Raw genomic sequence first — 13,032 nt, 5'->3', positions numbered from 1 at the left:
CTCCAGGACATGAAACGCAATCTGTCGAAATCGCAGTGCATGGATTGCATCTTCCAAATCGGATGTCTAGTGTAGACAAAAGACATTGTGGAGGATATCCTGACATGCCGACTGGGAAAGACAGAGCGCGCGTTTCGCTTGTGGAGCTCGATCGCTTCTGCCGCGAGGTTCTTCTGGGATGCGGCGCCGACGCTGCGACGGCAGACGCTGCAACGCGGGCGATGATGCACGGAACCCGCCATGGCGTGGATAGCCACGGGGTGCGTCTTCTCGACCATTACGTGACTGCGCTTGAAGGCGGGCGCCTCAACAAGGTGCCGAAGCTAAAGCCCGTCGGCGGTTTCGGGGCGGTGGAGACGCTGGACGCGGATCATGCGCATGGCGCACTCGCGACCTATACGGCGATGGACCGAGCGATCGAGCTCGCGCGTCAGTTCGGCATCGGCGCTGTGGCGATCCGCAACAGTTCGCATTTCGGCCCGGCCGGCGCCTATGCGCTGGAGGCGGCCCGCCAGGGCGTGATCGGCTTCACCTTTTGCAATTCCGACAGTTTCGTGCGCCTGCATGACGGTGCATCGCGCTTCCACGGCACCAACCCGATTGCCGTCGGCGTGCCGGTGGAAGGGCAAGATCCGTGGTTGCTGGACATGGCAACCAGCGCCATTCCCTATAACCGCGTGCTGCTCTACCGCAGCATGGGCACGACCCTGCCGCAGTCGGTCGCGTCAGATGTTTCGGGCATCGACACGCTCGATGCGGACAAGGCCGACATGCTGGCGCCGCTCGGCGGCGAATTCGGCTTCAAGGGCGCGGGTCTTGCCGGGCTTGCGGAAATCCTCAGCGCTGTCGTGACCGGCATGAGCCTGAGTTTCGACCTCGCCCCGATGGGCGGTCCAGATATTTCGACGCCGCGTGGTCTCGGAGCCTTTGTCTTTGCGATCCTGCCGGAGGCGTTCGGCGATCGGGAGACGTTCGATGCGGGCATGACACGCTATCTGGATGTGCTGCGCAGTTCGCCGGCCCGCGCGGACTGCCGAGTCATGGCGCCGGGCGACCGGGAATGGGTGGTTGCGGCGGATCGAGAAGCATCTGGCGTCACGCTCGATCCGGCAACACACGCCGCTTTCGAAGTTCTTGCGGGTCGCTACGGGGCGCAACTGCCGGTTTTGGAGATGCCGGCACAGTCACAGGTTGATGGCACTTGACTTCCCAAAATTGGTAAGACAATCTGACCGCATTGCGCGTCGGGAGGATGCGTGGAGGACACCATGTTCGTCGCCCTTGAGCCGCGCCGCCTTTACAGGCAGGCCGCGGAACAGCTTCGTACGCTGATCGAAGCCGGAGAAGTCCGGCCCGGTGAGCGGCTGCCGGCCGAGCGTGAGCTTGCCGAGCGCCTTGGCGTGTCCCGCCCCACCATTCGCGAAGCCCTGATCGTGCTCGAAGTCGAGGGTCTGATCCAGATCCGCATGGGATCGGGCGTCTATGTCAGCGCCAGATCGAACCGGCAGCCGGAAATCCTTGCCGCCGATGACAGCGATGGTCCTTTTGAAATCCTGCAGGCGCGCTGCCTGATCGAGAGCGCTATTGCCGAAGAGGCAGCCCGCAAGGTCGACAGCGAGAGCATCGCCAAGCTCAATTCGATCCTTGCGGAGATGGAGGGTTCGCTCGACGATTCGCACCAGGCGCTGGCGCTGGACCGGGCGTTTCATACGGCGATTGCGGACATGATCGGCAATTCGGCGCTCAACCGCTTTACCGGCCTGATCTACGACAAGCGGCTGTCGCCGTATTTCACCAAGCTGGCCAGCTATTTCGAAGGCCCGCACACCTGGAAGGCAGCACTCGAAGAACACAAGATCATTCGCGACGCGCTTGCTGCGGGCAACCCCGCCGATGCGCGCGAGGCCATGCGGCAGCATTTGACGCTGTCGCAGAAGAGATTCTCGGAAAGCTTCGGAGAGGAGCCGACGAGGAACGACTGATCCGACCGCGAGGAGGCGGCGGATCGAGACGATAGTTTGAGATTTCAATTCGGGAGGAGAAAGTTATGTTGAAGTTTACCACTATTTTAGGTGCCGCCGCCGTCGTCATGGCGTCGGCAATCGGCGCACAGGCGCAGACAGCGCTCAAGTGGGCGCATGTCTATGAGACCTCGGAGCCGTTCCATACGGAATCCGTATGGGCTGCGGGCGAAATCGCCAAGCGCACCGAAGGTCGCTACAAGATCGATGTGTTTCCCGCTTCGCAGCTGGGCAAGGAAGCCGACATCAACCAGGGTCTGAAGCTCGGAACGGTCGACATGATCATTTCCGGCTCCAGCTTCGCGGCCCGCGATTACAAGCCGATCGGCGTGACCTACTTCCCGTACATCTTTCGCGATCCGGCGCACCTGATCGCCTATGTGAAGAGCGACGTCTTCAAGCGTCTCTCCAAGGGGTATGAAGACAAGACCGGCAACGTGATCACCGCCGTCAGCTACTACGGCACGCGCCATACGACATCCAACAAGCCGATCGAAAAATGCGCCGACCTGAAGGGCGTCAAGATGCGCGTTCCGGACGTTCCGGCCTACCTTGCCATGCCACGGGCCTGCGGCGCCAACACCACGCCGATCGCCTTTGCGGAAGTCTATCTCGCCCTGCAGAACGGCACGGTCGACGCCCAGGAAAATCCGCTGACCACGATCGAGGCGAAGAAGTTCTTTGAAGTCCAGAAGAACATCGTTCTGTCCGGTCACATCGTCGACCATCTCAACACGGTCATTTCCAAGAGCCGCTGGGCAAGCCTGTCGGACGAAGACAAGAAAATCTTCACGGAAGTGACGCAGGAAGCCGCCACCCGCACCACCAAGATCATTGAGGAACGCGAAAAGGCGCTCGTCGAGGACTTCAAGAAGCGCGGCCTCAACGTTGTTGAAGTCGACAAGGCCGACTTCGAAAAGACGGTGCTCGAGAAGGTGACCTTCGAAGAGTTCGGCTACGCGAAATCCGATTGGGAAGCCATCCGCGCCATCAAGTAACGCGGATCACGCCAACGTTCGCGCGGCTCGCAAGAGCCGCGCCTTCCCTTCGTGAAACTGGATCGGATCCATGTCGACATCCCCGGAAATCCACACTCAGGTGACCCCTGAGGAGCTTGCCCATACATTCGACGAAGCGCCCGTCGATGTGGACCTTAAAATCTATGCCTTCGAGGACTGGGTCACGCTTGCCCTGTTCTGGGTGATGACGGGCTGCGTCTTCCTGCAGTTCTTTACCCGTTACGTCCTCAACGACAGCTATGCCTGGACAGAGGAAATCGCCGTCAATTGCCTGATCGGCGTGGTTTTCCTCGGTGCCGTCATGTGCGTGCGCATGTCGCGCCACATTCAGGTGGACGTTCTCTATCACTACCTTCCGCCGCATGTGACGCGCATCATGGCGACGTTGGTCGACATTATCCGGGTCGGTTTCTTTGCCTACGGATCATGGCTGATGTGGCGGTACATGGAAATCGTCGAGGGCGAGGAGATGGTCACCGTAAACCTGCCCCGCAACATCGTCTTCTACAGCGTGCTGGTTGCCTTCGTGCTGATGCTGCTGCGCTCCATCCAGGTTTTCGTCGCCAACATGCGCCGCGGTTATTCGGTGCTCGAGCGCCCCGAAGAATTCCAGAACGCCGAGGATTGATTTCATGCTGCTGCTTATCGGTTCGTTTCTTCTCCTGATGGTGCTGGGTCTGCCGGTCGCTATCTCCATGGCAACCTCGTCGGTCCTCTACATCGTCTTTTACAATGTTGCGCCTGACATCATTGTCGCCCAGCGGCTGATTGCCGGTGTCGAGAGCTTCCCGCTTCTGGCCGTTCCCTTCTTCATTCTTGCCGGCAACCTGATGAACAGCGCCGGCGTGACCGGCCGCATCTACTCTTTCGCAGTCGCGCTGGTGGGCTGGATGAAAGGTGGTCTGGCGCAGGTCAACATCATCGGTTCGGTCATCTTTTCCGGCATGTCCGGAACGGCGCTTGCCGACGCTGCCGGCATCGGCACGATCGAGATCAAGGCGATGAAGGACCACGGCTATCCGATCGAGGCCGCCGTCGGCGTCACCGCGGCATCGGCAACGCTTGGTCCGATCTTTCCGCCATCGCTGCCCTTCGTCATCTACGGGATGATGGCCAACGTTTCGATCGGCGCGCTGTTCATGGCCGGCATCGTGCCGGGCGTCGTCATGACGGTGCTGATGATGCTGACCGTTGCCATCTTCGCCTATGTGAAACGCTGGGGTTCCGATACGCCGTTCAGCTGGAGGAATATCCTCAGCGCATCGACAGAGGTCCTTGTTGTGGCCATGGTGCCGCTTGGTATCTATCTGCTGACGCTGACCGGGCTATCGCTCAACCTGTCGATCCTGATCGCGCTCGTCGTGCTTCTCGCCTGCGACTGGTATTTCGACTTCTCCGCCGTCATGGCGCTGATGACCCCGGTCATCCTGATCGGCGGCATGACGATGGGTTGGTTCACGCCGACGGAGGCAGCCGTTGCCGCCGTGCTGTGGTCGCTGTTCCTCGGCCTCGTGCGCTATCGCACCATGACCTTCACATCGCTTGCCAAGGCCACCTTCGACACGATCGAAACCACGGCCTCCGTGCTGTTCATCGTGGCCGCGGCCTCCGTCTTTGCATGGCTTTTGACGGTCAGCCAGACGGCGCAGCTTCTGTCTACGGCGATCACCAGCCTGACCGACAGCAAGTGGGTGTTCCTGATCCTGGTCAACCTGTTGATGCTGTTCGTCGGCTGCTTCCTCGATACGATCGCCGCCATCACCATTCTGGTGCCGATCCTGCTGCCGATCGTGCTGCAGTTCGACATCGATCCGGTGCATTTCGGTCTGATCATGACGCTCAACCTGATGATCGGACTGCTGCACCCGCCGCTCGGCATGGTGCTGTTCGTCCTGTCCCGCGTCGCGAAACTGTCCGTCGAGCGCACTACGATGGCCATCCTGCCCTGGCTGGTGCCGCTGCTGCTCGCACTGGTGCTGATCACCTTCGTGCCGGCAATCACGCTGTGGCTGCCGACTGAAATGGGCCTGATCCGCTGATACCGACACACACATTCCGCGTCGGCCAGACCGGCGCGGAATGACCGATCGAAACGCACGAAACGAGGCTATCCCCATGCTTACCCGCGTCGTCCGCCTGCATGGCAAACGCGATCTCAAGGTTGAGAGCGAGGGTTATAAAGCTCCTCTCCCCGGTGAAGTGCTCCTGCGCATGGCGATGGGCGGCATCTGCGGCTCGGACCTGCATTACTTCCAGGACGGCGGCTTCGGCCCGATCCGCGTGCGCGAACCGATCATTTCCGGACACGAAGCATCAGGCTTCGTCGAAGCGATCGGACATGGCGTTTCCGGCCTCAGCGTCGGCAACCTGGTCGCCGTCAATCCTTCGCAACCCTGCGGCCATTGCCACTATTGCAGTCTCGGCCAACCAATCCACTGCCTCGAAATGCGGTTCATGGGCAGCGCTATGCGCCTGCCGCACGAACAGGGCATGTTCCGCGATCATCTGGTGGTGCCGGCAATCCAGTGCCATCCGGTCTCATCAGATGTTTCGCCGGCCGAAGCCGCCTGCGCGGAACCGCTCGCAGTCTGCCTTCATGCGGTCTCCCAGGCGGGCGATCTCAGAAACAAGCGCGTTCTCGTGACCGGTGCCGGTCCGATCGGCCTTCTGACCGTCGCAGCCGCCCGGTATGCAGGGGCGGCTGAGATCATCGTGACGGATCTTGCCGACGCAGCCCTTGCCCGGGCTCCCGCGATGGGCGCGACCGATACGGTCAACGTCGCCGAAAACGCGGAAGCGCTTTCGCCCTATCTCGAAGGCAAAGGCACGATCGATGTGGCCTTCGACTGCTCTGCCGCCGGCCCGGCGCTTCGCACCGCTCTTGCAGCCCTGAAGCCGAGAGGAACTCTTGTTCAGGTGGGCGTGACGGGCGACATCACGATCCCGCTCAACATGCTGGTCGGCAAGGAAATCAACTGGCGCGGTTCGCAGCGCTTCGATCGCGAGTTTGCAGAAGCGGTCGATCTGATTTCGCGGCGCGCCATCGATGTGCGGCCGATCCTTTCGCATACCTATCCACTCGAGGACGCGCTAAGCGCCTTCGAACAGGCTTCGGACCGTTCCGTCGCCTGCAAGGTGCAGATCGCACTTTTCGACCATGAAACGGGAAGAACAGAATGAAACATACCTGGCGATGGTTCGGACCGATCGACAAGGTTTCGGTGAGGGATGCGGCGCAGGCCGGCGCGGAGGGCATTGTCAGCGCCCTGCACCACATTCCGACGGGGGCAGTGTGGCCGGCCGACGAGATCGAGAAGCGACACGCGGAGATCAAGGCCGGCGGCCTTTACTGGGATGTGGTCGAAAGCGTGCCTGTCTCGGAAGAGATAAAGACCCAGACCGGCGACTGGCGCACCCATGTCGCCAACTGGCAGGAAAGCCTGCGCCGCCTTTCGCAAAGCGGCATTCGCACAGTCTGCTATAATTTCATGCCGGTCCTCGACTGGACCCGCACCGACCTGCGCTGGGAAACGCGGCACGGCGCAAAGGCAATGCGCTTCGACCTTACCAATTTCGTCGCCTTCGACATCCATATTCTGAAGCGACCGGATGCGGCCGCCGATTATCCGGAAGCCCTGCAGGACAAAGCGGCGAGGCGCTTCTCCGAGCTCGCGGACGACAGGATCGCAGCACTCGGCCGCAACATCGGTGCCGGGCTGCCGGGCTCGGCGGACGGCTACTCGCTCGACCAGCTTCTAGAGAAACTGAGGACCTACCACGGCATCGACCGCGCAAAACTTCAGTCGAACCTCGTTGATTTTCTCTCGCAAGTCGTGCCGGTGGCCGAACAGGTGGGGATCAACATCTGCGCTCATCCGGACGATCCGCCGTGGCCGCTGCTTGGCCTGCCGCGGATCCTTTCAACCGAAGACGATTACGCCCATATGCTCAAGGCCGTCGACAGCCGCGCCAATGGCGTGACGCTCTGCTCCGGTTCGCTCGGCGCACGCGCGGACAACGACCTCCCTCGGATTGCCGAGCGTTTTGCCGAGCGCATCCATTTCGTCCATCTGCGCAATGTGACGCGCGATGAGGACTCCTTGCCCTGTTCCTTTTTCGAAGACGAACATCTCGAAGGCGGCACCGACATGGTGGCGGTCATCGCCGCCCTGCTGAAGGAAGAAAAGCGACGTCATCGCGAAGGACGTGACGATCACAGGATTGCCATGCGGCCGGACCATGGTCAGGAGATCCTTGATGACCTCACCCGTGGCGCCCAGCCGGGCTATCCGGCGATCGGCCGGCTCAAGGGTCTGGCGGAACTACGCGGCATCGAGCGCACACTCAGCCATCCGGAATTTGGAGCAAGAGAATGACACTGCAGAGACTTTCATCCGCGACGGTGTTGCCTGAAACTGTGACCGGTCCGACATTCGACCGCACGAAACTTCGCCCCGGGATCGTGCATTTCGGGCTCGGTGCTTTCCACCGCGCCCATCAAGCGGTCTATACGCAAAAGGCGCTCGAGGCGGAGTTCGGTCCCTGGGGCATCGTTGCGGTCAATCTGCGCTCGCCGGAGCCGGTCAAAGCGATTGCCGAACAGGACGGGCTCTACTCGATCACCGTGCGCGACACCGAGGGCGATCGTTCCGAGGTAATCGGTTCGACCGTCGACTGGATCTGCGCTGCGGACCAGCGCGACCAGGTTCTGGCCTATCTCGCCAGCCCCGACATCCGGATCGTCACACTCACCGTCTCCGAAAAGGCCTACGGGCTGCATCCGACGACAGGCGGCCTCGATCCCGACCACCCCTCCGTTGCCGCGGATCTTCAAAACCCGCAGGCGCCTGTCGGCCCGATCGGTTTCATCGTGGAAGGGCTGGCGCTTCGCCGCAACCTGGATGTCGCACCTTTCACCGTGCTCTGCTGCGACAATCTTCCGTCCAATGGCAAGATCCTGCGGCGGCTGGTGCTCGACATGGCAAACCGGCGCGACCCGGCTCTTGCCGAATGGATTGCCGAGAACGGTGCATTTCCCTCGAGCATGGTGGACAGGATCGTGCCTGCCGCCACGGAAGAAACCCGGCAGCGCGCATCCCGTCTGCTCGGCGTCGAAGACGCACTGGCGCTCGATACGGAGCCCTTCCTGCAATGGGTGATCGAAGACAAGTTCGTCTCCGGCCGACCGCAATGGGAAGCCGCCGGCGCCCTCTTTGCCGTCGATGTCGAGCCCTATGAAAAAATGAAGCTGCGCCTTCTCAACGGTTCGCATACGCTGCTTGCGCATCTGGGCCTGCTGGACGGGCTGGAATGCACCCGTGACGTGATGACGGTCGAACGGCATGTTGACGATGTCGAGCGACATCTCAACACCGTGGTCAAGACGCTCGACCCGGTCCCGGGCATCGACCTGTCGGCCTATATCCAGCAGCTTCTGCAACGCTTTGCCAATCCGACAATCGCGCATCGCTGCGCGCAGATCGCGATGGATACGAGCCAGAAGATCCCGCAGCGTGTTTTCGGACCCGCAGTTGAGGTTTTCGGCCAAGGCGAGGATGGGGCGGCCTATGCGCACGTCGTCGGCGTCTGGCTTGCGGCCGTTTGCCGGCTACAGGACTGCAACGATCCGCGCCGCGACGAGCTTCTCTCCGCCGCTGCCAAGAGTTCGGACGAGCAGCCCTCGGCCCCGTTTTTCAAGATCCCGGGCCTGTTTCCGCAGGCTCTGATCGATTCCCAGGCATGGCGCGCGCTAGTGGATGCGGAAATGAAACAGTGGCGCTAGGGCGTACCTCCGTCCGCTAGAACGACAAGAAGCCCGCACTCGGCGGGCTTTTTGCACTTCCGAACGACGGTAATGGAATACGCCGCTATGGCTAGAAGCCGAGCGCCATGCCATCCTTGCGGCTGTCCGACCCACCCTCGAGCAGGCCGTCGCGGATGCGGATGGCCTGACTGCCTCCGATCGGGCTGGTGACGATCTTCAGCACATGGCCTCTCGCTTCAAGATCTGCCCGCACCGCCGGGCTGACGGTGGGCTCGAGTTCCAGCACGCCGCCGAAGCCGAAACTGCGCGGCACGTCCATGGCCGCCTGCAAATCGAGACCTCTGTCGATCACGCCCGACAGGAAGGCCGCATGACCCGCTGCCTGGTAATGGCCGCCCATCACGCCAAACGGCATCACCGTTTTGCCATCCTGCGTCACCATGCCGGGAATGATCGTGTGCATCGGGCGCTTCGACGGGCCGATCGCATTCGGATGCCCCTCGATCAGCCGGAAAGACGCGCCACGGCTGTGGAACAGCACGCCGGTCTTCGGGTCGAGACGCGTCGAGCCGAAGGGATGGAAGATCGAGTTGATAAAGGAAATCGCGTTGCCCTGCGTATCGACGACGCAGAGATAGATCGTGTCCTTGTGTTCTGGCTCGTCCCACAGAACCGGCGGCAATGCCTTCTTCATGTCGATACGGCTGCGGAGCGTCGCAGCGACTTCATCGGACAACAGCTGTTCGGCAACGCCCGCGCAATGCTCGGGGTCTGCAATCAGGGCGTCGCGGTGATGATAGGCGATCTTGGTCGCCTCCGCGTGGACATGGATCCGATCCGCCTCGTCCATGGCGGCGAGATCGAAGCCTTCGACGATCTTCAGGATCAGCAGCGCCGCCAGCCCCTGTCCATTCGGCGGGCACTCGTGGACGTCGAAACCCTTGTAGCTGGCGCTGACCGGATCCACCCAGTTCGCGCCATCCTTGCCAACCGCGAAATCCTCGAGCGTGTGCAGACCACCGAGCGAGCGCAGATGGGCAACCATGTTTTCCGCCGTTTCCCCTTCGTAGAAGGCGGCAGCCCCGCCTGCAGCAATCTCCTCGAGGCGGTCTGCCAAAAGCGGCTGGCGGATGACAGCGCCTGCAACGGGCGCCTCGCCTTCAGGCAGAAACACCGAAGCGGCGTGGCTGTCGCCGGCGATAACTTTTTCATTGCCCTTCCAGTCCATCGCGACACGAGGCGTGACGGGAAAGCCGGAACGCGCATAGCCGATCGCGCGCATGAACAATCGCTCGAGCGGTAGAGTTCCATGGTCGGTGTGGAGACGGCACCAGGCAGAAATGGCACCCGGGACGGTGACCGAATGCGGGCTTGTCTGGGGAATCTCGCCGTTTAAGCCGAGCTCTGTAAGGGCTGCAACGGAGGCGGCGGCAGGCGCGCGGCCCGAACCGTTGAGCGCCTTGACCGCACCGCCCGCAGGTGCGTAGAGCGCAAAGCAATCGCCACCGATACCGGTCATCAGGGGATCGACGACGCATTGGACGGAGACAGCCGCAATCGCTGCGTCGACAGCATTGCCGCCATCCTGCAAGACTTCCAGACCGGCTGCGGTGGCGAGCGGATGCGACGTGGCAATCATCGCGCCGGTCGACAGGGTCGACGGGCGCCTTGCGGAAAAGAAATCGAAATCAGACATGTCATTCCTTTGTTTCACTGACAGCCTGTCATGGCCTCAGCGCCTACGGGTCCAAACGTCATCATATTCGGAGGGGATGTCGGTCAGCGGCAAACCTTTCGGCAGGCCGCCGCCCTTGGACGGTAACCTCCATCAGGCAATCGGCTTTCACGATAGTGCAGCGAACGGCAAACCTGCAACCTCAAGGAAGGAAAGGCGGTCTCGCAATTTCGTTTGAGCACTGAAACCTGCGCCCGTGCAGCTATGTCTTAAGCCCTGGCAGAGGCTAGCAACACGAGCGTCGCTCGAAGAGTTTTCAGCATTGTCTGAGGAGAAGCCCAGCAAAACCGATCCCATCCGGCGTCAGCCGTCTTTGGCGGACACGGCGTATCGGCCGTCGATGCGGTTCGGTCAGGCTACAAACGCAAAACACCCGCAGCTTATGGCTACGGGTGTTTTTCGATAATGATGATTTGGTTGCGGGGGCAGGATTTGAACCTGCGGCCTTCAGGTTATGAGCCTGACGAGCTACCGGGCTGCTCCACCCCGCGCCAAGCGAATTTGGCATTGCCAAATTTCGCGTCTGCGTAAACCGCGTTGCGGTTTACGTGTAGTGCCGGAGCAAATCCGAAGGATTTGTCTCCTTTGAGGGACGCACCGGCTACAGACCGAACGTCCCATTATTTCGTTAAACCCCAGCAACGACAAAAGGCCGCTTTGGGAGCGGCCCTTGGTTTGGCCAGGGGCCGGTTTGTTATGTGTGAGAAGATTGTTTGGTCCATCCTTATGGATGGCATTGCCTTTAATAGACCTGGCAGCGACCTACTCTCCCGCGTCTTAAGACGGAGTACCATTGGCGCAGGGGTGTTTCACGGCCGTGTTCGGAAAGGGAACGGGTGCAGCCACCCCGCAATGACCACCAGGTCGATTAAGGGCAATGTATGCGTGGCAATGGGCGACCATTGCAACGCTTTATCGAGAAGCTGGCGGAGGCGAACCCCCTTTTGTCTTAGTTGAACACGTCTTTTGTTTGCCGGCTGGTTTGTCGGAGCAAAGCTCCGCAAGGCCAGAGGCCGTCGCGCCTGTTGGCGCGGCCCGTCCGGAGCGTTTTTTCGCGCGTCAGGACAAAACAGATGTCATCATCAAGGTGCGCAGCACCTTGATGAGCATAGTCAATGAGAACGATGAAGCCAATCGGGCTATTAGTAAGGCTAAGCTTCATGCATTACTGCACGTCCACACGCCTCCTATCAACGTGGTCGTCTTCCACGGCCCTGATAGGGAATACTCGTTTTCAGGTGGGTTTCCCGCTTAGATGCCTTCAGCGGTTATCCCTTCCATATATAGCTACCCTGCTATGCCGTTGGCACGACAACAGGTCCACCAGAGATATGTCCATCCCGGTCCTCTCGTACTAGGGACAGATCCTGTCAATATTCCTACACCCACGGCAGATAGGGACCGAACTGTCTCACGACGTTCTGAACCCAGCTCACGTACCGCTTTAATTGGCGAACAGCCAAACCCTTGGGACCTGCTCCAGCCCCAGGATGCGATGAGCCGACATCGAGGTGCCAAACAACCCCGTCGATATGGACTCTTGGGGGTCATCAGCCTGTTATCCCCGGCGTACCTTTTATCCGTTGAGCGATGGCCCTTCCACGCGGGACCACCGGATCACTATGACCGACTTTCGTCTCTGCTCGACTTGTCAGTCTCGCAGTCAGGCGGGCTTATGCCATTGCACTCGACGACCGATTTCCGACCGGTCTGAGCCCACCATCGCGCGCCTCCGTTACTCTTTCGGAGGCGACCGCCCCAGTCAAACTACCCACCATACACTGTCCCGGATCCGGATAACGGACCGCGGTTAGACATCCATGACGATAAGGGTGGTATTTCAAGGATGGCTCCACGAGAACTGGCGTCCCCGCTTCAAAGCCTACCACCTATCCTACACATGCCGACACGAATGCCAGTGTAAAGCTATAGTAAAGGTGCACGGGGTCTTTCCGTCTAACCGCAGGAACCCCGCATCTTCACGGGGAATTCAATTTCACTGAGTCTATGTTGGAGACAGCGGGGAAGTCGTTACGCCATTCGTGCAGGTCGGAACTTACCCGACAAGGAATTTCGCTACCTTAGGACCGTTATAGTTACGGCCGCCGTTTACTGGGGCTTCAGTTCAAAGCTTGCACCTCTCCCTTTAACCTTCCAGCACCGGGCAGGCGTCAGGCCCTATACGTCGTCTTTCGACTTCGCAGAGCCCTGTGTTTTTGATAAACAGTCGCTACCCCCTGGTCTGTGCCACCCCTTTCCACTTGCGTAAAAAGGGGTCACGCTTCTTCCGAAGTTACGCGTGCAATTTGCCGAGTTCCTTCAACATAGTTCTCTCAAGCGCCTTGGTATGCTCTACCTGACCACCTGTGTCGGTTTCGGGTACGGTCTATACGGTGGAGCTATTTCCTGGAACCGCCCCGCTGCACATCCAATCCAATAAGGAGGTACAACTTACGCGATCCGTCACTACCACCAGGCCCACGAATATTAACG

General features: G+C 60.5%; 9 protein-coding genes, 1 tRNA gene and 2 rRNA genes (1 of these 12 running past the window's edge). 8 read left to right on the top strand and 4 right to left on the bottom strand.

Annotated elements, in window-relative coordinates:
• Positions 1-104: 104 nt before the first annotated feature.
• The 8 genes from J3A65_RS18340 to J3A65_RS18305 all read left to right on the top strand — a co-directional run bounded on the left by J3A65_RS18340 (position 105) and on the right by J3A65_RS18305 (position 8,822).
• Entirely contained in the window at positions 105-1,205 is a 1,101-nt protein-coding gene (locus J3A65_RS18340) for an Ldh family oxidoreductase (RefSeq protein ID WP_209902685.1), read from the top strand.
• Positions 1,206-1,268: 63 nt separating this feature from the next.
• Positions 1,269-1,982 (top strand): FadR/GntR family transcriptional regulator, encoded by a 714-nt coding sequence (locus J3A65_RS18335; RefSeq protein ID WP_192087740.1) that lies wholly within the window; start codon positions 1,269-1,271, stop codon positions 1,980-1,982.
• 65 nt (positions 1,983-2,047) lie between these two features.
• Positions 2,048-3,019 carry a sialic acid TRAP transporter substrate-binding protein SiaP gene (locus tag J3A65_RS18330; RefSeq protein WP_062454264.1) on the top strand — a complete coding sequence of 324 codons (972 nt, stop codon included), beginning with the start codon at positions 2,048-2,050 and terminating at the stop codon, positions 3,017-3,019.
• Positions 3,020-3,089: 70 nt separating this feature from the next.
• A complete protein-coding gene (locus J3A65_RS18325; protein WP_062454265.1) occupies positions 3,090-3,668 on the top strand; it encodes a TRAP transporter small permease in 579 nt (192 codons plus the stop codon).
• A 4-nt stretch (positions 3,669-3,672) separates the two neighbouring features.
• Positions 3,673-5,079, top strand: a complete 1,407-nt coding sequence (locus J3A65_RS18320) for a TRAP transporter large permease (RefSeq protein ID WP_209902683.1) — start codon at positions 3,673-3,675, stop codon at positions 5,077-5,079.
• Between the two features lie 76 nt (positions 5,080-5,155).
• On the top strand, positions 5,156-6,220 hold the full coding sequence (locus J3A65_RS18315; protein WP_174195362.1) for an L-idonate 5-dehydrogenase: 1,065 nt from the start codon (positions 5,156-5,158) through the stop codon (positions 6,218-6,220).
• On the top strand, positions 6,217-7,416 hold the full coding sequence (gene uxuA / locus J3A65_RS18310; protein WP_209902681.1) for a mannonate dehydratase: 1,200 nt from the start codon (positions 6,217-6,219) through the stop codon (positions 7,414-7,416). Before J3A65_RS18315 ends, uxuA begins: the two co-directional genes overlap by 4 nt.
• Positions 7,413-8,822, top strand: coding sequence for a mannitol dehydrogenase family protein (locus J3A65_RS18305; protein ID WP_209902679.1), 1,410 nt, complete (start codon positions 7,413-7,415; stop codon positions 8,820-8,822). The genes uxuA and J3A65_RS18305 overlap by 4 nt, the downstream gene beginning before the upstream one ends.
• A gap of 91 nt (positions 8,823-8,913) precedes the next feature.
• Here J3A65_RS18305 and J3A65_RS18300 read toward each other — a convergent pair whose 3' ends face one another.
• From J3A65_RS18300 to J3A65_RS18285, 4 genes are all read right to left on the bottom strand, one after another.
• Positions 8,914-10,500: a gamma-glutamyltransferase family protein gene (locus J3A65_RS18300; RefSeq protein ID WP_245341585.1), complete on the bottom strand. Its 1,587-nt coding sequence runs from the start codon at positions 10,498-10,500 to the stop codon at positions 8,914-8,916.
• Positions 10,501-10,953: 453 nt separating this feature from the next.
• Positions 10,954-11,030 (bottom strand) — tRNA-Met (locus tag J3A65_RS18295).
• 258 nt (positions 11,031-11,288) lie between these two features.
• Positions 11,289-11,403 (bottom strand): 5S ribosomal RNA (gene rrf, locus J3A65_RS18290).
• Positions 11,404-11,660: 257 nt separating this feature from the next.
• Positions 11,661-13,032 (bottom strand): 23S ribosomal RNA (locus J3A65_RS18285) (it continues 1,443 nt past the right edge of the window).

Origin of the sequence: Rhizobium sp. PvP014, assembly GCF_017876855.1 — a bacterium.
Classification (GTDB): Bacteria; Pseudomonadota; Alphaproteobacteria; order Rhizobiales; family Rhizobiaceae; genus Neorhizobium; species Neorhizobium soli.
The sequence above is the reverse complement of the archived record's forward strand: the minus strand, read 5'-3'. Positions and strand labels throughout refer to the sequence as shown.

What these genes read in the sequence shown, in the direction of transcription:
- J3A65_RS18340 (WP_209902685.1), top strand. Translation starts at nt 105, where the DNA reads ATGCCGACTGGGAAAGACAGAGCGCGCGTTTCGCTTGTGGAGCTCGAT.
- J3A65_RS18335 (WP_192087740.1), top strand. Translation starts at nt 1,269, where the DNA reads ATGTTCGTCGCCCTTGAGCCGCGCCGCCTTTACAGGCAGGCCGCGGAA.
- J3A65_RS18330 (WP_062454264.1), top strand. Translation starts at nt 2,048, where the DNA reads ATGTTGAAGTTTACCACTATTTTAGGTGCCGCCGCCGTCGTCATGGCG.
- J3A65_RS18325 (WP_062454265.1), top strand. Translation starts at nt 3,090, where the DNA reads ATGTCGACATCCCCGGAAATCCACACTCAGGTGACCCCTGAGGAGCTT.
- J3A65_RS18320 (WP_209902683.1), top strand. Translation starts at nt 3,673, where the DNA reads ATGCTGCTGCTTATCGGTTCGTTTCTTCTCCTGATGGTGCTGGGTCTG.
- J3A65_RS18315 (WP_174195362.1), top strand. Translation starts at nt 5,156, where the DNA reads ATGCTTACCCGCGTCGTCCGCCTGCATGGCAAACGCGATCTCAAGGTT.
- uxuA (WP_209902681.1), top strand. Translation starts at nt 6,217, where the DNA reads ATGAAACATACCTGGCGATGGTTCGGACCGATCGACAAGGTTTCGGTG.
- J3A65_RS18305 (WP_209902679.1), top strand. Translation starts at nt 7,413, where the DNA reads ATGACACTGCAGAGACTTTCATCCGCGACGGTGTTGCCTGAAACTGTG.
- J3A65_RS18300 (WP_245341585.1), bottom strand. Translation starts at nt 10,500, where the DNA reads ATGTCTGATTTCGATTTCTTTTCCGCAAGGCGCCCGTCGACCCTGTCG.